Genomic DNA, 25167 nt, shown 5'->3' with positions numbered 1-25167 from the left:
ACCCGCAACTGTTTTTTCAGACGGCCTGCGCATGACCACCCTCTCCCCTGCCGACTGGTTCTTATCGGCCATTTTGAGCCTGCCGATACTGGCCACGCTGCTGCCCCTGATCCGGCACAACCACTGGCTTTTCCGCATTTTCGACTTCCCGCGCGTCCAAATCGCGGCTTTCAGCCTGCTGTGCCTCCCGCTCAATGTATGGCTGCGCAGCGACGGCCACTGGCTGTTTACCCTGCTCCAAATCCTCAATCTGGCCTGTTCCGTCTACCAGCTCAAAGAAATTCTGGCCTATACCCGTCTGGCGAAAGTAGAAGTGCTGCCCTACAACGGCCCGGACGACGGCAACACCGTTTCCCTGCTGACCGCCAACGTACTCACACCCAACCGCCGTGCCGATTTGCTGCTGGCACAAATCCGCCGCCTGCGTCCCGATGTGGTGCTGACTCTGGAAAGCGATGCGTGGTGGGAAGCGCAGCTGGACACCCTGCAAACCGAATCGGACTATGCCTATGCAGTCAAAATCCCGCTCGACAATCTCTACGGTATGCACCTTTACAGCCGCCTGCCCTTGGAAAATGCCGAAGTGCGCTACTGGGTGGCCGACCATATTCCGTCGATTGCCACCCATCTGGTGCTGGGCAGCGGCAAACGCATCAAACTCTTCTGCCTGCACCCGATGCCGCCCAGCCCCACCGAAGCCGACACATCCACCGACCGCGACGCGGAACTGCTGCTGGTCGGCCGGGAAATCCAACGCTGCCGCGACTCCGTGATGGTGGTCGGCGATTTGAACGATGTGGCCTGGTCGCGCACCTCGCGCCTGTTCCAAAGCATCAGCGGCCTGCTCGACCCGCGCAAAGGGCGCGGCCTGTACAACACTTTCCACGCCCGATACCCGTTTCTGCGCTGGCCCTTGGACCATATCTTCCACAGCAGCGACTTTATGGTTTCCGACATCCGCGTGCTGCCCTGCATCGGTTCCGACCATTTCCCCGTATACGGCAAATTCCAGTATCAGCCCGCTGCCGGTACGATACAGGAGAAAGAGGCCGCCGATGCCGCCGAACAGCGGGAAGCCGCCGAGAAAATCGCCGAAGCCGAACCGCTGCACGAAGTGGCCGAACGGCACTACCGCCGCTAGCCTCCCGCCGTCAAACAGGCCGTCTGAAACACCTGGCCGCTTTCAGACGGCCTGTCACCCGCCCGCACCGTTTCACACCGCAAACCGCTTCGAATCTGCCACCGGCCGAACCCCTGCCGTACTGCCAAAAAATACTGTGAAGTTTTATTAAACTCCTTTCAGCCTGTAATATATTAAGGCCGTCTGAAACGCGTTTCCGACGGTTTTCAGACGGCCTCGGCACCCCGTATCCTTACGGAGCCAGACGCTCCTGAATCCAGCCGCCGTTTTCCACACCGTCCAAACGGTATTGGATACGGTCGTGCAGACGGCTCGGCCGCCCCTGCCAGAACTCCACACGGTCGGGCAGCAGGCGGTATCCGCCCCAATGCGGCGGGCGCGGTACATTCAGCGGGTGATGCACACCGATGGCGGCCGCGCGTTTCACCAACACGCTTTTATCGGCAATCACACGGCTCTGCTCGCTCGCCCACGCACCGATGCGGCTGGTGTAGGGGCGGGAAGCGAAATACTCGTCTGATGCGGCGGCATCCAGTTTTTCCACCCTGCCCTCCACCCGCACCTGCCGCTCCAATTCAGGCCAGAAAAACGTTGCGGCGGCAAACGGCAGGTGCGCCAAGGCCTGCCCTTTGCGGCTTTCATAATTGGTGAAAAACACCAAACCGCCGCCGCCCAACTCTTTGAGCAGCACCACCCGCGCCGACGGCCGCCCGTCGGCTCCGACCGTTGCGACATTCATCGCAGTCGGCTCGTTTACCCGCGCGGCTAGGGCCTCGCCGAGCCATTTTTCCAGCTGTTCCAGCGGATCGGCCGGGCACTCGTGCGCCGACAATTCCCGTTTACTGTACTCTTCGCGGATACTGCGTAAATCCATTTTTTCACTCCTCCGAAACCGTCGGCCGATTGTATAACAAAAGCCGCCTCCTGCCCTACCGCACATTGCCCGCCGCGTTTTTTCCCGCACCGGTTTTCGGCTATAATAATGCGTTTTTTCCATACCGCTCCCATCATGCAACTGACCGTCGTCGGCCTGAACCACCAAACCGCTCCGCTGGACATACGCGAGAAACTGGCGTTTGCCGCATCGGTACTGCCCGATGCCGTCGGCCGTCTGGTGGCGGACGGCGCGGCCGAAGAGGCGGTCATTTTGTCCACCTGCAACCGCACCGAACTGTACTGTATCGGCGACAGCGGACGCATCGCTTCGTGGCTGGCCGCCGACCGCGGCGTCGATGCCGAAACCCTCCGTCCCTATCTTTATACGCTCGGCTGCCACGACACCGTCCGCCACGCGTTCCGCGTGGCCTGCGGGCTGGACAGCATGGTGTTGGGCGAGCCCCAGATTCTCGGCCAGCTCAAAGACGCGGTGCGCGTGGGGCAGGAGCAGGAAACCGTCCGTACCCACCTCAATCCGCTGTTCCAAAAAACTTTTTCCGTTGCCAAAGAAGTGCGCAGCAGCACCGCCGTGGGCGAAAGTTCGGTTTCGATGGCGGCCGCCTCGGTAAAAATGGCCGAACGGATTTTCCCCGCCATCGATACGCTCAATGTGCTGTTTATCGGTGCAGGCGAAATGATTGAGCTGGTGGCGACCTATTTTGCCGCCAAAAACCCGCGCCTGATGACAGTGGCCAACCGCAGCCTGCCGCGCGCGCAGGATTTATGCGAAAAACTGGGCGTCCATGCCGAACCTGCTCTGTTGGGCGATCTGCCGGATATTCTGCACCGCTACGATGTGGTCGTCTCCTCCACCGCCAGCGAATTGCCGATTGTCGGCAAAGGCATGGTCGAGCGCGCACTCAGACAACGCCACCATCTGCCTGTTTTCATGCTCGATTTGGCCGTGCCGCGCGACATCGAAGCCGAAGTGGCCGACATTGATGATGTATATCTCTACACGGTCGATCATATGATGGAAATCGTCCACAGCGGCCGCGAAGCACGCATTCAGGCGGCCTCGGAAGCCGAACGCATGGTCGAACAGAAAGTGGCGGAATTTATCGACTGGCAGCGCGGCCGCCAAAGCGTGCCGCTGATCCGCGCCCTGCGCGATGAAGGCGAACGCGCCCGCCGCCATGTGCTGGAAAATGCCATGAAGCAGCTGGCCAAAGGTACGCCGCCGGAAGAAGTATTGGAACGTTTGTCGGTACAGCTCACCAACAAACTGCTGCACTCGCCCACCAGCACCCTGTCCAAATCGGGCGGCAACGCTCCCGAACTGGTCGAAGCCGTCGCACAGATTTACCGCCTGCCGCCGCCCGAAAACCGATAAACGGCACGCAGGCCGTCTGAAATCAAACACTTGGGAACAAAAAACCGGAACAACGGTCTTTTTAGGTCATGAACCGGCGCGCTGATTGGCCGGATGGCCGCCGTTGGTCGGCCAAGACGGCAAAACGGCTCAAACTGCCGGATTCTGCACGCTGCCCCGAAACCGGAAACATCATCTCTGGTACACTCTGCTCTCCCGCATTATCCGTCGGCACCCTGTCGGCATCCGCAGGGTTCTGCTTTTTTGGTGGTGGATACCACCTGCCGCATCACCCCGCCCTTGCCATTTTATTATTCCGTCAGCATAATTTCTGCCGTATGGTTGGATCAGGGTGGAAAACAAATGATGCGCCTGCTGATTGCATTCGGGTTGGCGTTTGCCGCACCGGTAGCGGCGGCCGCGCAGACATGGTGTCCCGGCCCGGTTTTGGCCGACAGTGAAACCCGCCGTGTCTATATCGCCCGCTACCGCCCGGACACTTTCGGCAGCAGCCTGACCGCACATCCGATCGAACAGCGGCGCGGCGGCCGCTATCTGACCGGATCCGCATTGTGGGACGCAGCCTGCACACTGACCGGCGGCGAATGTGCCGAACCGCGCCGTATCCTGCCGCCCACTCCGCCGCCTCAGCGGCACTGGCTGACTTGGTTCAACGGCGGCCGTCCGGCCTTATGGCCGCAGCTGGCCGCCGTACAGCAGCAGGCCGTTGCCGACCCGCTGCGGTGGGCATATTGGCAGGGCAGCCGCGAACAGGAAAGGCCGTCTGAAAACGGCAATTCAGACGGCCTGTTCCGCGCGCGTACATCGCTGCTGGCCGATGCCCGTACCGGCCGCCCGCTGCTGATGGGCAAACCGCAGCCGCAGCCTGCCGCCTTCAACGGGCAAAACCGCCGCTATCCGCAACAACCCGTTGCCGAACAGCAACCCGGCGCGCAAAGCCATGCCGAGTTTGTCCGCCTTCACGCCACCCGCCTGCATACCCTGTACTTCCCCGCCAACGACGGCCTGCTCCACGCTTTCGCCGCCGGCCCCGGCCAAGCGGACGACGACGGCCGCGAACGTTCCGCCTATCTACCCGATGCCGCCTTGCGCGCCCTGCACCGCCCCGATCAGCCCGCCGCCGATTTCAGCCACCCGCAATATGCCGGACGACCGTTTCACGACAGCGCACCCCAGGCAGGCGATGTTTTCCACAGCGGCCGTTGGCACACTTGGCTGGCGGGCAGCTTGGGCAGCGGCGGCCAAGCCGTTTATCTGCTGGATATTTCCCGACCCGACCGCCCCGCCGCCGTAGCCGAATGGACACAGCAAAGCGGCCACCCGCAACTGCGCCACTTGGGCGCGCACAACGGCCGCGCGGTTTTCACCCGCCTCAACAACGGCAACCGGGGCATTCTGAGCGGCAACGGCTACTGCACCGCCGACGATATTTCAGACGGCATCTGCCGCGCCGCCTCAGGCGAAGCGGGGCTGTTCCTGATCGACATAGACAGCCTCAGCGGTACGCCGACGCTGCATTTTCTCGCCACAGGCGCCGTCGGCGGCAACGGCATTTCCGGTGTTGCCGTACTGGACGACAACCGGGACGGCATCACCGACTACGCCTATGCGGGCGACTTGCAGGGCAATATCTGGCGTTTCGACCTGCGCGCCGACAATCTGCAACACTGGCTGCGCACCCGTCCGCACCGCCTGTTCCAAACCGCCGCCGGACAGCCCGTTTCCACCGCGCCGCTGGTGTCCTACCGCAACGGCCGCGCCATTATCAACTTCGGTACCGGCCTGCGCCAAATCGGCCGCCACGGCCAAAATGCCCGTTACGCCGCCGCCCCGCAAAGCCTGTACGGCCTGACGGATCTGCTGGATAACCGCAGCATCAGCCCCGACTCGCTGCTCATTCAAACCCTCAGCGGCAACCGCATCAGCCGCCGCGTACTTACCCCGCAACACCAAGGCTGGCGGCTGGATCTGCCCGCAGTCGAGAAAAACGGCCGCACCCATTACGAACAAGTCGTTACCGATTCGCAGCTGCTGAACAAACAATGGCTGCTCAACACGCATGACGGTGCCGACCCGCGCTGCGGCGCACTGGCCGGCGGTTACAGCTATGCCGTATCCGCACAGAGCGGCGCAGGCACGGCCGGTTTCTTCCAACCCGATGCCGGACAGCCGCCCGAGCGTATGCCGCACGCGCAAAGCGGCTCCCCCGTCATCATGCGCCACGACAAAACCGTCCTGATGCTGACCGACCCGCAAAACCCGCAATGGCAGACCGTTTACCCCGATGCCGCCAAACGCCTGCACCGCCTGACATGGCGGTTGCTGTGAACGTTCTGGGAGCTCCCGCCATTTTACTTTTCAACACACACAGGCCGTCTGAAAACAGGCAATACGCATTTTTGTCAGCCCACACGGATTCTGCGGGCGGCTGCCAAGCCCAAACAGATTGACTGCCGGTTCAGGCGGCCTGACCTGTACCTGCACCTATGCTTCCGCCCCGCCGCCAAGCGCATTTCCCGCAGTATAACAACCACCAAACAGCCGCCCCGCCTATACACAAAGGCCGTCTGAAAACACCCGACGGCATTTTCAGACGGCCTCCGGCGGTATGGAACATTACCGCCCTCAATATTCAGCGCACACGCACATCCACATACGCCCCCTCGTGCAGCTGCTGCAACAGGGCGGCCTGCGCCTGTGCGGTTTTCTGCTGCACAATCAGGTTGCGCACCGCATGGCGGCGGCGCGCTTCGGGCGAACCCGATTCACGGGTTTCATTCAGCCGGATAATATGCCAGCCGAACTGGCTCTTCACCGGGCGGCTCAATTGGCCGGGTTTCAGACTTTTCACGGCGGCTTCAAACTCCGGCACCATCACGCCGTCTGAAAACCAGCCCAAGTCGCCGCCCTGCGGCGCACTGCCCGCATCTTGGGAATATTGCCGCGCCAACTGAGCAAAATCCTGCCCGCTGCGCGCTTCGCGCCACAGTTTGTGAATGGTATCCTCGGCCGCTGCGGCGGCCAGAGCCTGATCGGCCTTAATCAGAATATGCTGGGCACGGTATTCTTTAACCGCCCCGCCTTCGGGCAGGGCAATGCCCTGACGCGCCGCCTGTTCGATGGCCGCATCGATTTCCTGATCGCTGACCTGTGCCTGCTGCTGAATCACCTGCTGCCGCACCTTCTGTCCCACCACTGTATCTGCTGCCTGACGGCGCAAAGCATTTCGGCCGATACCGTTCCGCGCCGCCCGGGCATACAGCGCCTCAACCCCGATTTTCTGTGCCGCCGCCTGACGCGCCAGCTCGGCATCGACTTCCGCCTCGCTCGCCGCCAGACCGCGCCGCTTGCCTGCCTGTACCAGCAGCGACTCGTTAATCAACTGCGCCAGTACCTGATTGCGGATCTGGCCGTCCGTCATACCGCGGACACCGCCGCTGCGTTTGGCCGCCTCCACGGCCGCGTTGAGCCGGCTTAACGTAATCACCTGATTGTCGGCCACTGCCGCAATACTGTCGACGGCTTTCACTCCGGCTGCCTGTACGGTTGGCAGGGCAAGGCCGGCCACCACGGCCAGCAGAACAGTTTTCATCTTCATCGGTTCACTACCTCGTTGGTTTTGACATATCCGGGCACGGCACGGTTCAGCATATCGCCGGTTTTCTGGCCGATATTGCTTAAATCTTTCAACTGCAAAGTCAGAAATACAGCATTTTTGTACGTACTGTTTTTATTGCCGTCCATGCCGTTAACATAACGCTGGGCAAGCACGCTGCCGCTCCAACAGCCGCAGCCGCTGCGGTACTCCAAACCGAGCACCGTATCCAGCGCACGGTTCACATTGAGCGCGTAATTGAAGCGCGCGACACCGTAGAGGTTGCGGCTCAGCGGCCACTGGGCGGCCAAATCGATCTGGCGGAGTTTGCCGTAATAATACGCACCGTTACTCTCCAAATAAATCGGTTCGTGGCGGCCGTACTGATAACGCACACTCAGCACTTTACCCGCCTGCGGCCGGTAAAGCAAACCGGCAGACATCTTTTCGACCCGCCCTTGGTCGTCATTGTAATGCACGGCGGCATGGGTACTGATGCTGTCGGTCAGACGGCCTTCCACAAAGCCAAACGAATCGGAACGGCTACGCGAAGTACGCGCCACGCTGCCGTCCAGCTGCACATTGTCGGTCGTGAAATAATATTTCTGGCCGATGCCCGCACGCAGCCGCTCTCCGCCGCTCTGTTTGTCCAAATAGCGCGTTTGCAGTGCAGCCGTCAGACTGTTGGCCGCATTGATGCGGTCTTGCCCCGAATACAGATTTTCACGGAACAGCTGCTCGTAACTGGCGCTGTTTTCGGAAGTATCGAAATTGGGCAGGTCATTCTGCGCTTTGGCAGGAATATAGTTGTAGAAAAAACGCGGCTCCAAGGTTTGCAGATAAGCGCGTCCGAACAGGGCAGTATCGCGCTCGAAGGTCAGGCCCGCATCAATATTGAAAACCGGCAGTGTACGGCTGCGCGAACGGGCGGCCTGGCTGCCGAATCCGTTCAGCGCATAATAAGTGTAATGTACGCCGAATTTCGGCCGGATATAGCCCCAACTGTTGCGGAAATCGTGGCTGATGCTCGGGTAGAGCACGCTGCGGCTGCCGTTTTGCCGTTCTTGATGGTCGAAACGGGTAAATTGGGCAAAAATATCCGCCTGCGTACCGCCCCAGTGGCGCTGCCAACGGCCCGACACACGCGGCATGATGGCATAAGGCTTGTTTTTATAGCCGTTCTTATCGGCCAGCGTTTGGTAGTTTTGCGCCATCGCGCTGCTTTCCAGACGGCCTCCGGCGATTTCCGTCTGATGGTTCAACCAGACTTGGCGGTTGTAATTGACATTGGAAGCCGCATCGTAGCGGTAAAAATCGCGCGCATAATCATCATCCGACACCAAATTGTAATCCACACCCAAACTGAGATTGGATGCCAGCTGCTGACTGTGCTGCCATTGGAGATGATAGCGGTTGCTTTGTCTGCGGCGGCTGTCGTAGGGCAGCCAGGTTACGGCGGCCGTACCGGTATAGGCCGGTTCCAGATAGCGGAACTCGCCGCCCAAGCGCGCGCCGCGCGAACTGATACCGCCCACGTTCAGGGTGGCATCGTAATTGGGTGCCAGATTGAAATAATACGGCAGATTGACTTCGGTGCCGTCTGAACCGATGCTCAAATCAGGCACCAAAAAACCCGATTTGCGGTTACCGTTAAGCGGAAAATCCGCCCACGGCGTGTACATGACCGGCACACCGCCGAATACCAGCCGCGCATTTTTGGCCACGCCGATGCCCGTACCGTAATCGGCCTCGACGCTGTCGGCACGGATATACCACGACGCATCGCCGCGCTCGCAGGTATTGAACATCACATCTTTCAACTGATAGCGCCCATCGCCCGCCACTTCCGCCAGCCTGCTGGCCGCCTGTAAGCGACGGCCGTCCTGCTCGACAACCATATCGGCATTTTCGGCACGGCCGCTGCTGCCGTCCAAGCGGTATTCGAGCTTCTCGCCGCTGACTACTGTGCCGTTATCTTCCAGTACAAAACGTTCGCCCGCCGTTACCGTATCGCTAGCCTGATTGTAATCGACCCAGTCGGCATTCAGCGTTTGCGCGTTGCGCTCGACAATCACATCACCGCTGGCGCGCACCTTAACTTGGCTCTGCCCTTCGACTGCATCGGCAGTAATGCGGGTATAGTCCTGCGGCAGTTCCGCCTGCCCGCTGCGGCGGACGGAAACTTCCGGCCCGGCGGGCAAATCCTGCGGCGAGCAGGACAGGCAGGTGCGCCCCAGCGGCGTATCTGCGGCGGCAACCGTGCCGCCCAATGCCATGCCCACGGTCAACACCATCGGTTTCACTAAAAATAAACGTGCCAAAGAATCACCTTAAAACACTTTTGCCAGTTAAAATAGCGTTTATTTTAACCCGAAAAACGCCATGCAACGACAAACCGAACTAAAAAATTGGCTCGCCGCACACTACCCCGAACGCAGTTTCGAATTAAGTTTTGCCGCCGCCGATGCCGACTTCCGCCGCTATTTCCGCGCCCGCTTCGCCGACGGCGAAAGCCTGATCTGTATGGACGCGCCGCCGGACAAAATGAGCATTGCGCCGTATATCAGAGTGCAGAAACTGTTTGATGCGGTCAATGTGCCGCAAATCCTGCTGGCCGATGAAGCGCGCGGCTTTATGCTGCTCAACGATTTGGGCAGCACCACGTTTCTGGCGGCCATGCAGCACGATACGCGCGAAGCCGTCCACAAAGTGCTGCTGCTCGAAGCCGTTGACGAATTGGTGGCGTTGCAGAAAAGCAGCCGCGAAAACGTGCTGCCCGATTATGACCGCGACACCATGCTGCGCGAAATCAATCTGTTTCCCGAATGGTTTGCCGCCAAAGAATTGGGCAAACCATTTTCATTCAAACAAAAACAGCTCTGGCAGCAAACAGTCGATGTCCTGCTGCCGCCGCTTCTGGCACAGCCCAAAGTCTATGTGCACCGCGATTTTATCGTGCGCAATCTGATGCTGCAAAACGGCCGCCCGGGCGTGCTGGACTTTCAGGACGCGCTCTACGGCCCGGTCAGCTACGATTTGGTTTCCCTGCTGCGCGATGCGTTTATCGAGTGGGAAGAAGAATTTGTACTGGACTTGGTTATCCGTTACTGGGAAAAAGCACGCGCCGCCGGCCTGCCCGTTCCGGCTCAATTCGATGAATTTTACCGCTGGTTTGAATGGATGGGCGTACAGCGTCATCTGAAAGTGGCCGGTATTTTCGCCCGTCTGTATTACCGCGACGGCAAAGACAAATACCGCCCCGAAATCCCGCGTTTCCTCAATTATCTGCGCCGCACCTCGCGCCGCTATACCGATCTGGCGCCGCTCTATGCCCTACTGGTAGATTTGGTGGGCGACGACGAACTGAAAACGGGTTACACATTCTGATCATCAAGGCCGTCTGAAACACCGCCGTACTATGCGGTTTTCAGACGGCCTGTCGTACTCATTTTGAATTGGCTGGATTATGAATTTACTCGGCGCGCTGGCAAGAGTCGGCAGTTTGACTATGGTATCGCGGATTCTGGGCTTTATCCGCGACTCGATTATCGCCCGCACCTTCGGCGCGGGAGCGGCCACCGATGCCTTTTTTGTGGCCTTCAAACTGCCCAATCTGCTGCGGCGGATTTTTGCCGAGGGCGCGTTTGCCCAAGCTTTTGTGCCGATTTTGGCCGAATACCGCCAAACCCGTTCCGAAGCCGCTACCCGCGAATTTATCCGCCATGTGGCCGGTATGCTGACGTTCGCGCTGACCGTTGTGACCGCCGCCGGCATTCTGGCCGCACCGTGGATTATCTATCTGACCGCGCCGGGCTTTGCCGCCAAACCCGACAAATTCGCCCTGTCGGTCGAACTTCTGCGCATCACGTTTCCCTATATCCTGCTGATTTCGCTATCGTCTTTCGTCGGCTCGATTCTCAACACTTTCCACCGGTTCAGCATTCCCGCTTTCACGCCGACATTCCTCAATATCGCGTTTATCGTGTTCGCCCTGTTTCTGGCACCTTATTTCGACCCGCCTGTTTTGGCACTGGCATGGGCGGTCTTCGTCGGCGGCCTGCTGCAACTGGCCTTCCAGCTGCCGTGGCTGTTCAGACTCGGCTTTCTCCACCTGCCCAAACTCAATTTCAAAGATGCGGCGGTGAACCGCGTACTCAAACAGATGGCACCGGCGGTTTTGGGCGTGAGCATCGCGCAGATTTCGCTGGTCATCAACACCATTTTCGCCTCGTTTCTGCAATCGGGCAGCGTTTCATGGATGTATTACGCCGACCGGCTGATGGAACTGCCCACCGGCGTTCTGGGGGTGGCACTGGGTACCATTCTGCTGCCAGCCCTGTCGAAACACTCTGCCACCGGCGACAAACAGGAATTTTCTGCCCTGCTCGACTGGGGGTTGCGCCTGTGTATGCTGCTGGCCATGCCCGCCGCCGTCGGATTGGCCGTGCTGGCCTTTCCGCTGGTGGCCACGCTCTTTATGTACAACAATTTCGGCCTGCACGATGCGCTGATGACGAAAAACGCGCTGATTGCCTATTCGTTCGGCCTCATCGGCCTGATTATGATTAAAGTACTGGCACCGGCTTTTTATGCCCGCCAAAACATCAAAACACCGGTCAAAGTCGGCATCTTTACCTTGGCCGTTACCCAACTGATGAATCTGGCCTTTATCGGTCCGCTGCAACACGTCGGCCTGTCGCTGGCCATCGGGCTGGGTGCCTGCCTGAATGCCGTGCTGCTGTATACTTTATTGCGCATCAACGGTTTTTACCGCCCCGGTCCCGGCTGGACGGCATTCTTAGTCAAACTCGCCGCAGCCCTGCTGGTCATGGGCGGAGGACTGTGGCTGGTGCAAACCTACCTGCCGCTGGACTGGACGCAGGCACGCGGCTGGCAGAAAGCCTTACAGCTGGGCGGCCTGATCGGCACCGGTGCCGCCCTGTACTTTGCTGCCCTGTTTGCCTTGGGCTTTCGCGCCCGACATTTCAAACGCTCCGAAAACTGATAAAGACTGGGCTGTACATCGGCATCGATCATCAGGACACGCAAACCCAAATCGGCCGGCAAACCGGCCAAGTTTGCGGTTAACATCGTTTTACCGACACCACCTTTGGTGGAAGTAAAAGAGAAGACATAGGCGCAGACATAGTCGGGTTCCTTTGATTTTAACGTATGGGAACTCGAACTAAGCTGACGCAAGTGATGATGACTGTGACTCACAGATCCCGTGAAGTTTTGTTAAGCTCCTTCAAACCTGTAACATATAAGGCCGTCTAAAAAACGGCCTGTCAGATTTCCATGCTGTCGGAGGCGCAGTCGGGCAGATCCCTCCCGCTTCTGCAACGATGGCAGGCGGCCGTCGCCGGCAAATCCGGCAAAACCCCGACACCCCGATGCGGATTTCAGCTTTCCCGAGAGCCGAACGCACTATCCGATGCCGTCCGGTTCATCCCTTCCCTGCCGCCAAAGGCCGTCTGAAAAAAACACCCCGCACAAAGCGGGGTGTATATCCATAGTAACAGATTAACGTTTCGAGAACTGTTTGGCGCGGCGTGCTTTGCGCAGACCCGGTTTTTTACGCTCAACTTCACGGGCATCGCGGGTAACAAAGCCGGCTTGCGACAGTGCGGATTTCAAGGCTGCATCATAATCAATCAGCGCACGGGTAATACCGTGGCGGATAGCGCCCGATTGGCCGGTTTCGCCACCGCCGGTTACGTTGACTTTAATATCGAAAGCCTCGGCATTTTCAGTCAGAACCAAAGGTTGACGAACCACCATTCGGCTGGTTTCGCGTGCGAAGAACTCATCAACGGGACGGCCGTTGACAATGATTTGACCGGTGCCTTTTTGCAGGAACACGCGGGCAACTGAACTTTTGCGGCGGCCTGTGCCGTAGTAGTATTTACCGTTCATTTATTCGTGTCCTTATTATTTCAATTCCAAAACTTTGGGCTGCTGGGCGGCGTGTTGGTGTTCCGCACCGGCATACACTTTCAGTTTTTTGATCATGGCGTAGCCCAAAGGACCTTTCGGCAGCATACCTTTTACGGCTTTTTCCAGCGCGCGGCCGGGAAATTTCTCCTGCATTTCGCGGAATGTACGCTCGTAAATACCGCCCGGAAAGCCCGAGTGGCGGTAGTATTTTTTGTCTTCAAGTTTGGCACCGGTTACACGCAGCTTGTCGGCATTGACGACAATGATGTAGTCGCCGGTATCAACGTGGGGAGTGTATTCGGGCTTGTGTTTGCCGCGCAGGCGGCTGGCAACTTCGGCTGCAACGCGACCCAGAACTTTGTCTTCCGCATCGATTACAAACCATTCGCGCTTAACCTCGTGCGGCTTGGCTGAAAAGGTTTTCATATGGAGTAGTCCAAACAAATATATAGAAAGCTGCCGATTTTAGAGACTCCCGTCCGATTTGTCAATGTTGCCGCCCGCTTTATTCACTCGCAGCGGTAAAATTGTTGCACCGGCACCATGTGCCCGCAGACAAAACGGCCGTGCAGCAAAAAACGCCCCGCAGTCAGGGCGTTTGGAAAGGGTTCCCCGCAGGTGGCGCTTCGGCTCAATCCGCTTGAACCTTGTCAGACAAGGCGGCTGCCTCGGGCAGTTTCGGGTACATTCCGAACGGAACACGCTCGCCCACTGCAAACTCCCGGCAACCTGAAGCGAACTTATTGGTTCAAAGGAATGTATGCCTTCACGGACACCGCAGGGAATAAAACGTTACGGCTGCGACAAGGTTTTGTCGCACAGTTTTGCCAATTGCGCTATTTTACGCGCTGTTTTGGCGTTTGCCAAATCCGCTGCATGCAAATCGCGCAACAGGTCGTGCACCACATTGAGTGCCGCCATCACAATGATCTGTTCGTTGTCCAACACACGGCCGCTGGCACGCACGGCGGCGGCTTTTTCATTCAAACGCGCTACCGCATCGGCCAGCCGCGCGGTCTCGCTCTGCGGCGCACCGATGGTAAAGCTGCGGCCGAGCAGTCGGACCGGCACATGTTCTGTCGTCATCTCTTATCTTTCACAGGCCGTCTGAACGGGTGGGCCGGACTGCGCGTTACGCCCCGCCCCAATCGGCCAGCAGGCGTTCGATGCCGTCCGCTCCGTTTTCCAGCGCACGGCGGTAGCGGACGTTTTCGGCAGTCAGATCGTCGAGGCGTTTCTGCATATCGTCGCGCAGCTGGCTGACTTGAACTTTCAGCGCTTCGTTCAATTCGGTTACAGTTTGCCGGTGGCGTTGCTCTTGTTCTGATGCCTCGTCTTTGAGCATCAGGTTTTCCAGCTCGATTTCTTCTTTTTCCTCCTGTAATTTTCGATACTGCTCCTGCAATGCGGCCATTTTTTCGGCCAAACGGCCGATACCGTTTTCCAACCGTTCCAGCGCGGCAGTTAAAACCTGATCGTCTTCACCGGCCGTCTGAACGGCAGCCTGCGGATCAAAAGTTTCGACAGCGGGAATCTGCTGCCCGCTTGTGTCTTGCGGATACATCTGAAATAACCTTGTGTTAATTGTGTTTGATTCTGTTTTATTCCGACTTGGCCTCGCGCTCCATCAGGCGCTCGACCACATCTTTGGCCGACAATTCGTTGCGTACCAATTCGTACAGCATCTGGGTAATCGGCATATCGATTTGATAACGGCAGGCCGCGTCGAAAACTTCGTCGATGGTCGGCACGCCTTCGGCCACATGGCCGATTTCGGTCAGCACCTGATGCAGCGGCTTGCCCGAAGCCAGGCCCAATCCGACTTTGCGGTTGCGCGAAAGTGCGCCGGTACAGGTCAGGATTAAATCGCCCATGCCTGCCAGGCCCATCATGGTTTTCTGCTGCGCACCCATCGCCACGGCCAGACGGGTAATTTCGGCCAAACCGCGTGTTACCAGTGCCGCACGGGCATTCAGACCGTATTCGAGGCCGTCTGAAAGGCCGGTGGCAATCGCCATGACGTTTTTCACCGCGCCGCCGACGGCCACGCCGATGATGTCTGTGTTGGCATACAGGCGCATCACGGGCGTATTCAGCTGGCGCACCAAGCCGCTGATCCACGCTTCGTTTTGCGAGGCCAGTACCACCGCACACGGCAGCTGTTTGGCCAATTCCTGCGCAAAGCTGGGGCCGGAGAGCACGCCGATTTTGTCGTTGTCGGGCAAGACTTCCTGCACCACCTGAAACGTCAGCAAACCGGTATCCAGCTCAAAGCCTTTGCAGGCGGTCAGAACCGGCAGGTGGCCGAAACCGGCGGATTTTATCTGTTCCACGCTGTCGCGCAAACCGGCCACCGACGTTACCACCAATACCAAACCGCTGCCGTCCAAGGCATCGGCCAGTTCGGTATGCGCCGTCAGATTGTCCGGCAATGCGAAACCGGGGAAATAACGCTTGTTTTCGCGCTCGGCCTGCATGGCGGCCAACTGTTCGCGGTTGCGCGCCCACATCGCCACTTGGTGGCCGTGCAGCGCAAAGTGGATCGCCAGCGCGGTTCCCCACGCGCCCGCACCGATCACGCTAATCTTCATATCGCCCTCTCCGGTCATTTTGGCTGAACTTTAAAGCAAGCGGGCGGCAGAAGCAAGTTCCTGTCCGGGCAGGCCGGATTCTTGAATCCGACAGTGGCCGCCATATTGCCACCGTCGGGACACATACCGGCACGCTGCCTCCGGACTCCGGCATTTCGGACGCACACATGCCGCATGGCGCAGGGAGCCTTCGCCGAAGGCCGTCTGAACCGCCCGACCCGCACACCGACCGCCTCCTGCCGAACCGCCAGCGTCCGTGCTGTGCCGCTTGGCAGCAGGCGCGTTAAGGTATGGCACCAAATCCGCTGCCGTTTTCATTTCACCGGAAAGGGCACGCTGGTTGAGAATGACACCCGGCCATTGAAGCCGTGCCCTATCGGCAAGTGCATATTCTTTTCTCGTATGCCGGTACAGTACGTTTGCCAAATCTTGAGTATTGTCGGATTCGAGAATCCGGCCTACGTCTGCCCCAAGTCGGACAGCGGAATACAGCAAATGACGGCATGGTATTTATCGTATCGGATTTGCTCATCGCCCGGCAAATGATGCAGCAGCAGCGGCAATTGCTTGCCGTATTCGGGGAAATTCCGCTAATACCCCGATGCTGATTGTCAGTCGGATTCCGGAATCCGACTTGGCCGCCTTTTGATGTTTTCGGATTTTTGATGTTTGTCGGATTCGAGAATCCGACCTACTTTGAATGCAAAATCCGGCAAACCTGAGTTTTCAGACGGCCTTCCTGCAGACGCGACAAAGGCCGTCTGAAACACCTTCCGGCGGCGGCAGACAAAACCGCCGGTTTGGCGGCGGTTCTGCTTCACGCAGCGGGTTTATCCGTGCATGATTCAGGCGGGGTCAATCGGAATGATGCCGATTTTTTCCTGCCATTGTTTGGGCGCGACGGCGTGTACGGAAAGGCCGTCTGAATCGACCGCTACGGTAACCGGCATATCTTTGACCTCAAATTCGTAAATCGCTTCCATGCCCAAGTCTTCAAACGCCACTACTTTGGCCTCTTTAATGGCCTTGGCAACCAGATAGGCCGATCCGCCCACCGCCATCAGGTAAACCGCCTGATTGTCGGCAATCGCACGGCAGGCTTCCGCGCCGCGTTCGGATTTGCCGATCATGCCCAACAGGCCGGTCTGTTCCAGCATCTGGCGGGTGAATTTGTCCATGCGCGTGGCAGTGGTCGGTCCGGCAGGACCCACCACTTCGTCGCGGACGGGATCGACGGGGCCGACGTAATAAATGATTTTATTGCGGAAATCCACCGGCAGTGTTTCGCCCTTGTCCAGCATATCGACCATGCGTTTGTGGGCAGCATCGCGGCCGGTGTAGATTTTGCCGTTCAGCAGCAGTACATCGCCCGTTTTCCATTGCGCCACATCGGCTTTGGTCAATTCGTCCACATTCACGCGGATACCGTTTTCGGGGTTGTAAGTGATGTCCGGCCAGTCGTCGAGGCTCGGCGGCACGAGATTCACCGGCCCCGAACCGTCCAATTCAAATTCCACATGGCGGGTGGCCGCGCAGTTGGGAATCATGGCAACCGGCTTGGACGCGGCGTGGGTCGGATAATCGAGGATTTTCACGTCCAAAACGGTGGTCAAACCGCCCAAACCCTGCGCGCCGATACCCAGCGCGTTCACTTTTTCAAACAACTCCAAACGCAGTTTTTCCACCGCGGACAATTCTGCACCCGACGCGGCTTTTTCCTGCAATTCGTGAATATCGACATGGCTCATCAGGCTTTCTTTGGCCAGCAGAGCGGCCTTTTCGGGCGTGCCGCCGATGCCGATGCCCAAAATACCCGGCGGACACCAGCCCGCGCCCATCGTGGGAATGGTTTTCAACACCCAATCGACAATCGAGTCGGACGGATTGAGCATCGCCAGCTTGGATTTGTTTTCCGAACCGCCGCCTTTGGCCGCGCAGGTCACTTCGATTTTGTCGCCCGCCACGATTTCCATATGAATCACGGCGGGGGTGTTGTCTTTGGTGTTTTGCCGCTTACCCGCCGGGTCGGCCAGCACCGACGCGCGCAGCACGTTGTCGGGGTGGGTATAGGCGCGGCGCACGCCCTCATTGACCATCTCGGCCACGCTCATCTGCGCGTCCCAGCGTACATTCATGCCCACTTTCAGAAACACGGTGGCAATGCCCGTGTCCTGGCAAATCGGGCGGCAGCCTTCGGCGCACATACGGCTGTTGACCAGAATCTGCGTCATCGCATCTTTGGCGGCGGGGTTTTCCTCTTTCTGCCACGCCTTGTAGAGTGCCTGAATATAATCGACCGGGTGGTAGTAACTGATAAATTGGAAAGCATCGGCAATGCTTTGAATGAAATCTTCCTGTTTGATGACCGTCATGTTGCGTTCCTGTTTCGCTTATGTTTGTTTTCCGTCCAAAAAAGGCCGTCTGAAAACGCCGCCTCGGGGCAGTATTTTCAGACGGCCTATTCTAATCGCGAACTGCTGCCGATGCACGGAATTTCGCAACCGCCGTATCCACGCGCCATCCGCTAAAACGTTTTATTCAGCTCGATAAACAGTTGGCGGTTTTCCCGGCGGTAGAAAAAATGGTTGCTGCGGTTGCGGTTCCACACTGCCGTCAGGCGCGGGGTCAGGCCGTAAAGATGCAGCGAACGGTGCCAGGCCGACACCTGCATTTCGTATTCGCTGTCGGCACGCCTGACGGCGAATATGTCCGGCGCACGGTACTCGCGGCGGGCATAGGCAGCCTGCGCCCATACCGACAGACCGCCGCGCCATTCCTGCAAAGTGCCGATACGCCAACCCGTGCGCCGGTAGGCTTCCGAAGCATCGCGCGCATTTTCGTGCTGCCGGTCGGCACCCGCGAACCAGGACTGCCGCGGTGAAACACGGTACAGCACGGTTGCCGAAGCCGACAGGCGGCTGCCGTCCAAATACCGGCGCGTATCGTGCACCCGCCTGCCCGCACGGGCGGCGGCGAAAACCTGCCAGCGCGGTGCCGGACGGTAATTGCCCGCCATGGCCGCACCGTAGCCGCGCGAATAGGACTGCCCGCCGAAACGGCGGTATTCGTAAAACGGCATCAGCTGCCATTCCCCCCGCCCGCTCCGCCACTGCACCCCCGCACCGGCAGACAGATTGTCGTCGCGGTAGCGGCGGTTGTCCCAATAAAACTTGCCGAACGTGCCCGCCTGCACGCGCCACGACCAGCGTCCGCCCGCGGCATAATCCTTTTCCAGCGAAGCGCGGTAGGCGAAACCGCGCGCTTTTTCGGGTTCGGACAGCCGCAGAGTGCCGCTCCCATAAGGAATTTCGCGCACATCAGGTGCCTGATTGACGTTGTTTTCATGCAGATAGCGCAGGCCGAAATCGGTACGGAGGCGGTACAGCCTGTCGAGTTCGCCGCGCAGCACGTCCGCACGCTGTCCCGCCTCGGGCGGCAGCGCGGCATCGGCCGCCACTTTGTCCAGCTGATCGCGCGCTGCTTCCGTCTGCGCATCGGCAGCCAAAGCCTCGGCCAAACGCAGGCGTACCGGCGTCAACTCCGGCCGCGCGGCAATCATGGCGCGGTATTGCGCCGCCGCTTCGCCGTAGAGGCCGTCTGAAAACGCCAGCTCCGCCTGTGCATAACGCACCAGCAGAACATCATGTTCCGGCTGCGCGCGGTAAAGCGGCAGCAGCAGGCGGACGGCTTCCAGATTGCGTGCGGCCACCGCCGAATCCAAGGCCCGCTCCAACAGTTCGGGCTGCCGCGCCAGCTCTGCGGACGACATATGGCGCACCTGCGCTGCCGGCTCATTTTCTTCCGGCGCGGCTTCTGCGGCCAGAGACTGCTCCAAACGGCGGCTGTCCAGATCGAATGCGGCAGGCGTATCCTGCACCGGCACGGCGGCCGCAACGGCAGGCACCAACCCGGCCATCACCAACAAACACTTCATCTCCATCTTCCGCTTTTCAGGCAGACAAAAGCCCCGTCCGCAGACGGGGCAGAACGGCATCCAATCCGCAGATTATTTTGCCGCGCCGAACGCACCTTCAAAGCCTTGCGCGCTGTTGCGGTATGTGCCGGACAGTTCGGCCGCACCCGGGCCGTAGAAACCGCCGCTGACGGCAGTGCCGTTATGCGTGCCTTGGAAGGTATTGCCGCTGATGGCACCTTGCAGGTCCACATCGGTGCCGACACCGCTGATGGTTCCGCTCAGGGTTTTTTGGCCGAAATCGACCGTGAATCGGGAAGTTCCTCTGGTATTCGGTTGCTGACCGTTCTGAATATGCAGCGCCAATCCGTTATACGTCGCCACGCCGTTGGCCGGCATATCGGCAGTCGGCGCGCCTTGGGCGAAAGTGTAACGGGTGCCGTCGGCCGCCACCGAACCGTAGCGGGCATAAGACATATGGCTGCCGCTGACTACGTTGCCGCTGAGATTGGTAAACCCACCGGAAATAACCCCCGGAGAGACCAGCGCAATCTCTTTGCCGTCCACCACCAACACATCACGGCTGCTGCCGTTCGTCTGCTGCACGGCACCGTTTTTCAGATAATTGCCGGACACCGCGCCGGCGGCAGGCGGCACAGGAGTCGTCGGCGTGGACGGCACCGCCGGTTTTGACGGCGCAGTCTGAGAGGGGGTGGACGTGGTTGCGGGTGCGCTGCCGCCACCGCTGCCGCAGGCAGCGAGGCCGAATACGGCCGCCACAGACAAGATACCCAGTTGATACACTTTCATTACAGTTGCTCCTTTGATTGGTTTCCAGATAAAAACCGCATGGCAGCCGATACCTGAATTCAGACGGCCGTAAAGCCCGTACTATACCGTCTACCCCCCGAAAGTCAAGAAAAAGTCAAGCCTTCTATCCATATTTTTCACTTTGTTGCAAAAAGGCGGGAAACAGATACTGCTTGCGCCCCAAACGCGCTAAAATACGCCGCTTCCAACTTCTTGACCCGGTTCGGCAACCGGCATCTATTGTGAAAATCATCATTCTCGGCAGCGGACAGGTCGGCTCGACGGTGGCGCACAATCTGGCCGCCCTGCCCAATAACGACGTTACGATTATCGACCCGAGCGAATCGGCGCTGCGCAATCTGGGCAGCCATCTGGATGTGCAGACCATTGTCGGCAACGGCGCTTCCCCCTCGGTGCTGGCCGCTGCGGGCGCGGCCGACTGCGATATGCTGCTGGCACTGACCCGTTTTGACGAAACCAATCTGGTTGCCTGCAAAATAGCGGCAGACGTTTTCAATATTCCCTACCGCATCGCGCGCGTGCGCCAAACCGACTATCTGGAATTTGACGGCGGCCGCGAAGATGAAGCCGGCACATGGCAGGCATTCGACGTTACCGAAACCATCAGCCCCGAGCAGCTGGTAACCGAACGGCTGGCCGCGCTGTTGAGCTACACCAGCGCATTGCAGGTGTTGCGTTTTGCCGACGACAAAGCGCGTATGGTGGTGCTGCGCGCGCAAAGCGGCGGCCTGCTGATCAACCGGCCGATTGCCGAAATCAACGGCCACCTGCCCGAAAATGTGGACTGCCAAATCTGCGCCATCTACCGCAACGACCGCCTGATTGTGCCCTCGGCGCAAACCGTGATTATCGAAGACGACGAAATCTGTTTCCTCGCCGACAGCCGCCATGTCAAAACCATCATGCGCGAGCTGCGTCCGAACGAACAGCGCACGCGGCGGGTGATGATTGCGGGCGGCGGCAACATCGGCTACCGCCTGGCCAAGCAGGCGGAGCAGCTCTACGACATCAAAATCATCGAAAACAACCCCGCCCGTGCCCACTGGCTGGCCGACAATCTGAACAACGCTCTGGTTTTGCAGGGCTCTGCCACCGACGAAAACCTGCTGACCGAAGAATACATCGACGAAATCGACGTTTTCCTCGCCTTAACCAACGACGACGAAAACAATATTATGTCCAGCCTGCTGGCCAAAGATTTGGGTGCCCGCCGCGTGGTCACGATTATCAACCGTTCGCGCTATGTGGACCTGCTCGAAGGCAACCAGATCGATATTGTGGTGTCGCCGCACCTGATTACCATCGGCGGCATTCTGGCGCATATCCGCCACGGCGACGTGGCCGCCATCCACCCGCTGCGCCGGGGCAGCGCGGAAGCGGTTGAAGTGGTGGTGCACGGCACGCCGGAAACGTCCGCACTGGTCGGCCGTCGCATATCGGAAGTCCGCTGGCCGCAGGGCTGCCACTTTGCCGGGCTGGTGCGCGGCGAAACCGTTGTCATGGGTCATAAGGAAGACGCGGTCATGATGGACGGCGACCATTTGATTTTCTTCGTATCGCGCCGCCGCGTGCTGCCGGATTTGGAAAAGCTGATTCAGGTGAAAGTGGGCTTTTTCGGCTGACAAAAGGCCGTCTGAAACGGTACGCAGCCCGATTTTCAGACGGCCGCCAAACTCAATCAGGCACGACCATGCACAAAATTATTCCGATTATCCACGTCCTGGCCAAACTGGGCATTCTGTATGCGCTGGTGATGCTGGTACCGACGCTGGTTTCCTTTATCTACCGCGACGACGCATTTTCCGCTTTCGCCGCCACGGCCGCAGCCACCTTTGCCGGCTCGCTGATTACCGCCCTTCTGACCGCGCGGCACGAACGCGAACTGCGCCCGCGCGACGGCTTCACGCTGGTGGTGATGCTGTGGCTGGGTTTTGCCGCCATTTCCTCGCTGCCGCTGTATGTTTATTTCCCCAACATCAGCTATACCGATGCCTTTTTTGAAGCGGTCAGCGGCCTGACCACCACCGGCGCCACCGTCATCACCGGCCTCGACACACTCGCCCCCTCGCTCAATTTCTGGCGGCATATGATGAACTGGCTGGGCGGCATGGGCATCATCGTTCTGGCCGTCGCCATTTTGCCCATGCTGGGCGTGGGCGGCACCCAGCTGTTCAAAGCCGAAATCCCCGGCATCGACAAAGACAGCAAAATGGCACCGCGCATCTCGCAGACGGCCAAACGGCTGTGGCTGATTTATCTGGCCTTCACCGCCGCCACCTGTCTGGCACTCAAAGCGGCGGGCATGAGCTGGTTCGATGCCGTCTGTCACGCCATGTCCACGTTCGCGCTGGGCGGTTTTTCCACCCACGACAACAGCATCGCCTTTTTCGACTCGCCCGCCATCGAAGCCGTCATCACCGCCGCCACGGTTCTGGCCGCTGCCAATTTCGCCGCCCACTTCACCGCTTGGCGCGAAAAATCGCTCAAACCCTACTGGCGGCACGAAGAAGTGCGCACCATGCTGCTGTTTCTGGCCGCCAGCATCGCCGTCTGCACACTTTATTTGTGGCAGACGGGCTATTACCCCCTACCCGACGCACTGCGCTACACCGCCTTCAACCTGACCTCCATCGGCCTAGCCAACGGCTTTGCCAATGCCGACTTCGGCTCGTGGCCGCTGATTGTCAGCCTGTGGATGTTTTTCCTCGCCAATATTCTGGCCAACACTGGCTCGATGGGCGGCGGCATCAAGCTGGCACGCGCCATCGTTTTGGCCAGATTCAGCCTGCGCGAAATGCTGCTGCTTCTGCACCCGAATGCGGTGCACAACGTCAAAATCAACCGCCGGTCGGTTTCCGAACGCACGGCCATGGCCGTGATGGCGTTTGTATTTGTCTATTTCATGACCGTCGTCGTCTTTACGCTGGCACTGCTGGCGAGCGGGCTGGACTTTATTACCGCCCTCTCCGCCACACTGGCCTGTATTACCAACGCAGGTCCCGGCCTGGGCATGGTCGGCCCCGCTTACAGCTACGCCGAACTCTCCGGCCTGCAAAAATGGCTGTGCACCGCCGTGATGCTGCTGGGGCGGCTGGAAATCTTCACCGTCTTTATCCTGCTCACACCCGCCTACTGGCGCAAATAAACCGCCCGAACCCGACAGGCCGTCTGAAAACCGCCCCCTCATTTTTCAGACGGCCTGCTTTCAGGTAGAATCGGCCTTTATTTTCCCCGCCGCCAGCCATGTACCGTTTTATCCGCCCGCTGCTGTTCAAATTCGACGCCGAAACCGCCCACCACCGCACACTCTGCGCCCTCAAACAGGCACACCGCTTAGGCCTGCTGCCGCGCACCGACGCACACACCCGCCCCACCCGCCTGATGGGTCTCGACCTGCCCAACCCCGTCGGACTGGCGGCAGGGCTGGACAAAAACGGCGAATACATCAACGAACTGGCCGCCTTGGGCTTCGGCTTTATCGAAATCGGCACCGTTACCCCCAAACCGCAGGCGGGTAACCCCAAACCGCGCCTGTTCCGCCTGCCCGAACATCAGGCCGTCATCAACCGCATGGGCTTCAACAACCACGGCATCGATGCCGCCGTTGCCAACATCACGCGCAGCGGCTTCCAAGGGGTTTTGGGCATCAACATCGGCAAAAACGCCGCCACCCCGCTGGAAAACGCGGCCGACGACTACTTAATCTGTCTGGATAAAGCCTACGCCCACGCCGCCTACATTACCGTCAATATTTCCTCGCCGAACACCAAAAACCTGCGCGCCCTGCAAGGCAGCGACGAACTGAGCCGCCTGCTGGACGCGCTGAAAAACCGTCAGGCACACCTTGCCGCCGCCCACGGCCGCTATGTGCCGCTGGCGGTCAAAATCGCGCCCGATCTGGACGAAAGCCAAATCGCCGACATCGCCCATGTCGTGAAAAACGTGGAAATGGACGGCATCATCGCCACCAACACCACCATCGACAAAAGCGCACTCGGCACACACCCCTTGGCTGGCGAAGCGGGCGGTTTGAGCGGTGCGCCGGTACGCGCCCGAAGCAATGCCGTCTTAAAACTGCTGGTGCAGCATCTGGACGGCCGTCTGCCGGTGATCGGTGTCGGCGGCATTACCGAAGGCCGCCACGCCGCCGAAAAACTGGCACTCGGTGCCGATGCCGTACAGATGTACAGCGGGCTGGTATTCCGCGGCCCCGAACTCGTGCGCGAATGTCTGGCGCACTGCCGCTGATCCCGGCCCGCTTCTGTTACGCCGAAATCGTGCGGCACACTATCATTTCAGGCGGCCTATGCGCCGCCGCAAAACCATAAGGAAACCGCCATGAGCAAATTATACGATTTTACCCTGCCCGATGCCGCCGGCCGCCCCGTCAGCCTGTCCGACTACCGGGACAAAGTCCTGCTGATTGTCAATACCGCCACCCGCTGCGGCCTGACCCCGCAATACACCGAACTGCAACAGCTCTACGCCGCCTACCGCGCGCAGGGTTTGGAAATTCTCGATTTCCCGTGCAACCAGTTCCGCGGACAGGCTCCCGAAAACGCAGGCGAAATCGCGCAAACCTGCCAACTCAAATTCGGCACCGAATTTAAGATTTTCGACAAAATCGATGTCAACGGCGCAAACGAACACCCGCTCTATACTTGGCTTAAAACACAACAACCAGAAGATACGGGCGGTTCGGCGTTCAAAGAGCTGCTGCTCAAACTTGCCGCCATCGGCGAAAAACGCGAAGGCAGCGACATCAAATGGAATTTCACCAAATTCCTGATCAACCGCCAAGGCCAAGTCGTCGCGCGCTACGCACCCAGCGAAAAACCCGCCGATCTGGCCGGTGCCGTCGAAAAACTGCTGTCCCAACCCGCATAAAGA

Annotated in this window: 20 protein-coding genes and 1 other RNA gene; 9 read left to right on the top strand and 12 right to left on the bottom strand. The window is 59.2% G+C overall.

From position 1 onward, the window contains the following. Window positions 1-31 precede the first annotated feature (31 nt). Window positions 32-1141: an endonuclease/exonuclease/phosphatase family protein gene (locus tag ORY85_RS10245; RefSeq protein ID WP_274570823.1), complete on the top strand. Its 1110-nt coding sequence runs from the start codon at window positions 32-34 to the stop codon at window positions 1139-1141. Window positions 1142-1373: 232 nt separating this feature from the next. Here ORY85_RS10245 and pdxH read toward each other — a convergent pair whose 3' ends face one another. Further along, on the bottom strand, window positions 1374-2015 hold the full coding sequence (gene pdxH, locus ORY85_RS10240; RefSeq protein ID WP_274570824.1) for a pyridoxamine 5'-phosphate oxidase: 642 nt from the start codon (window positions 2013-2015) through the stop codon (window positions 1374-1376). A gap of 135 nt (window positions 2016-2150) precedes the next feature. On the opposite strand from pdxH, the gene hemA reads away from it, so the two are divergent. Continuing rightward, window positions 2151-3410, top strand: coding sequence for a glutamyl-tRNA reductase (hemA, locus tag ORY85_RS10235; protein ID WP_274570825.1), 1260 nt, complete (start codon window positions 2151-2153; stop codon window positions 3408-3410). A 342-nt stretch (window positions 3411-3752) separates the two neighbouring features. Next, window positions 3753-5738: a pilus assembly protein gene (locus ORY85_RS10230; RefSeq protein ID WP_274570826.1), complete on the top strand. Its 1986-nt coding sequence runs from the start codon at window positions 3753-3755 to the stop codon at window positions 5736-5738. A 304-nt stretch (window positions 5739-6042) separates the two neighbouring features. Here ORY85_RS10230 and ORY85_RS10225 read toward each other — a convergent pair whose 3' ends face one another. Together ORY85_RS10225 and ORY85_RS10220 are read right to left on the bottom strand one after the other, a co-directional pair. Beyond that, the gene (locus ORY85_RS10225) at window positions 6043-7008 is read right to left on the bottom strand and encodes a peptidylprolyl isomerase (RefSeq protein ID WP_274570827.1); all 966 of its coding nucleotides are present in this window, start codon (window positions 7006-7008) and stop codon (window positions 6043-6045) included. Next, window positions 7005-9326 carry an LPS-assembly protein LptD gene (locus ORY85_RS10220; RefSeq protein WP_274570828.1) on the bottom strand — a complete coding sequence of 774 codons (2322 nt, stop codon included), beginning with the start codon at window positions 9324-9326 and terminating at the stop codon, window positions 7005-7007. Before ORY85_RS10220 ends, ORY85_RS10225 begins: the two co-directional genes overlap by 4 nt. 61 nt (window positions 9327-9387) lie before the next feature. Between ORY85_RS10220 and amgK the strand changes: the two genes are divergently transcribed. Together amgK and murJ are read left to right on the top strand one after the other, a co-directional pair. After that, window positions 9388-10392, top strand: coding sequence for an N-acetylmuramate/N-acetylglucosamine kinase AmgK (gene amgK / locus ORY85_RS10215; RefSeq protein ID WP_274570829.1), 1005 nt, complete (start codon window positions 9388-9390; stop codon window positions 10390-10392). A gap of 79 nt (window positions 10393-10471) precedes the next feature. Beyond that, window positions 10472-12010, top strand: coding sequence for a murein biosynthesis integral membrane protein MurJ (gene murJ, locus ORY85_RS10210; protein ID WP_274570830.1), 1539 nt, complete (start codon window positions 10472-10474; stop codon window positions 12008-12010). A gap of 518 nt (window positions 12011-12528) precedes the next feature. Here the strand turns inward: murJ and rpsI are convergent. The 9 genes from rpsI to ORY85_RS10160 form a co-directional block, all read right to left on the bottom strand. Next, entirely contained in the window at window positions 12529-12921 is a 393-nt protein-coding gene (rpsI, locus tag ORY85_RS10200; protein WP_274570831.1) for a 30S ribosomal protein S9, read from the bottom strand. A gap of 15 nt (window positions 12922-12936) precedes the next feature. Beyond that, window positions 12937-13368 (bottom strand): 50S ribosomal protein L13, encoded by a 432-nt coding sequence (rplM, locus tag ORY85_RS10195; protein WP_274570832.1) that lies wholly within the window; start codon window positions 13366-13368, stop codon window positions 12937-12939. A 179-nt stretch (window positions 13369-13547) separates the two neighbouring features. Further along, a non-coding RNA gene (gene ssrS / locus ORY85_RS10190) (6S RNA) lies at window positions 13548-13729 on the bottom strand. A 5-nt stretch (window positions 13730-13734) separates the two neighbouring features. Continuing rightward, on the bottom strand, window positions 13735-14028 hold the full coding sequence (locus ORY85_RS10185) for a cell division protein ZapA (protein ID WP_274570833.1): 294 nt from the start codon (window positions 14026-14028) through the stop codon (window positions 13735-13737). Window positions 14029-14074: 46 nt separating this feature from the next. Next, window positions 14075-14506 carry a hypothetical protein gene (locus tag ORY85_RS10180; protein ID WP_274570834.1) on the bottom strand — a complete coding sequence of 144 codons (432 nt, stop codon included), beginning with the start codon at window positions 14504-14506 and terminating at the stop codon, window positions 14075-14077. 37 nt (window positions 14507-14543) lie between these two features. Then, window positions 14544-15533 (bottom strand): NAD(P)H-dependent glycerol-3-phosphate dehydrogenase, encoded by a 990-nt coding sequence (locus ORY85_RS10175; protein WP_274570835.1) that lies wholly within the window; start codon window positions 15531-15533, stop codon window positions 14544-14546. A gap of 845 nt (window positions 15534-16378) precedes the next feature. Then, a complete protein-coding gene (locus tag ORY85_RS10170; protein WP_274570836.1) occupies window positions 16379-17905 on the bottom strand; it encodes a fumarate hydratase in 1527 nt (508 codons plus the stop codon). A 152-nt stretch (window positions 17906-18057) separates the two neighbouring features. Beyond that, entirely contained in the window at window positions 18058-19467 is a 1410-nt protein-coding gene (locus ORY85_RS10165; protein WP_274570837.1) for a surface lipoprotein assembly modifier, read from the bottom strand. Between the two features lie 72 nt (window positions 19468-19539). Next, window positions 19540-20256 (bottom strand): Slam-dependent surface lipoprotein, encoded by a 717-nt coding sequence (locus tag ORY85_RS10160; RefSeq protein WP_274570838.1) that lies wholly within the window; start codon window positions 20254-20256, stop codon window positions 19540-19542. Window positions 20257-20498: 242 nt separating this feature from the next. Here ORY85_RS10160 and trkA point away from each other — a divergent pair, with 242 nt between their 5' ends. The 4 genes from trkA (at window position 20499) to ORY85_RS10140 (ending at window position 25164) form a co-directional block, all read left to right on the top strand. After that, a complete protein-coding gene (gene trkA / locus ORY85_RS10155) occupies window positions 20499-21899 on the top strand; it encodes a Trk system potassium transporter TrkA (RefSeq protein ID WP_274570839.1) in 1401 nt (466 codons plus the stop codon). 68 nt (window positions 21900-21967) lie between these two features. Continuing rightward, on the top strand, window positions 21968-23422 hold the full coding sequence (locus ORY85_RS10150; protein WP_274570840.1) for a TrkH family potassium uptake protein: 1455 nt from the start codon (window positions 21968-21970) through the stop codon (window positions 23420-23422). Window positions 23423-23520: 98 nt separating this feature from the next. Beyond that, the gene (locus tag ORY85_RS10145) at window positions 23521-24525 is read left to right on the top strand and encodes a quinone-dependent dihydroorotate dehydrogenase (protein ID WP_274570841.1); all 1005 of its coding nucleotides are present in this window, start codon (window positions 23521-23523) and stop codon (window positions 24523-24525) included. 90 nt (window positions 24526-24615) lie between these two features. Next, window positions 24616-25164 carry a glutathione peroxidase gene (locus ORY85_RS10140; protein ID WP_274570842.1) on the top strand — a complete coding sequence of 183 codons (549 nt, stop codon included), beginning with the start codon at window positions 24616-24618 and terminating at the stop codon, window positions 25162-25164. The last annotated feature ends 3 nt before the right edge of the window (window positions 25165-25167 follow it).

This window comes from Neisseria leonii (assembly GCF_028776105.2).
GTDB lineage: Bacteria > Pseudomonadota > Gammaproteobacteria > Burkholderiales > Neisseriaceae > Neisseria > Neisseria leonii.
This window is presented reverse-complemented; position numbering and strand designations above follow the sequence as displayed.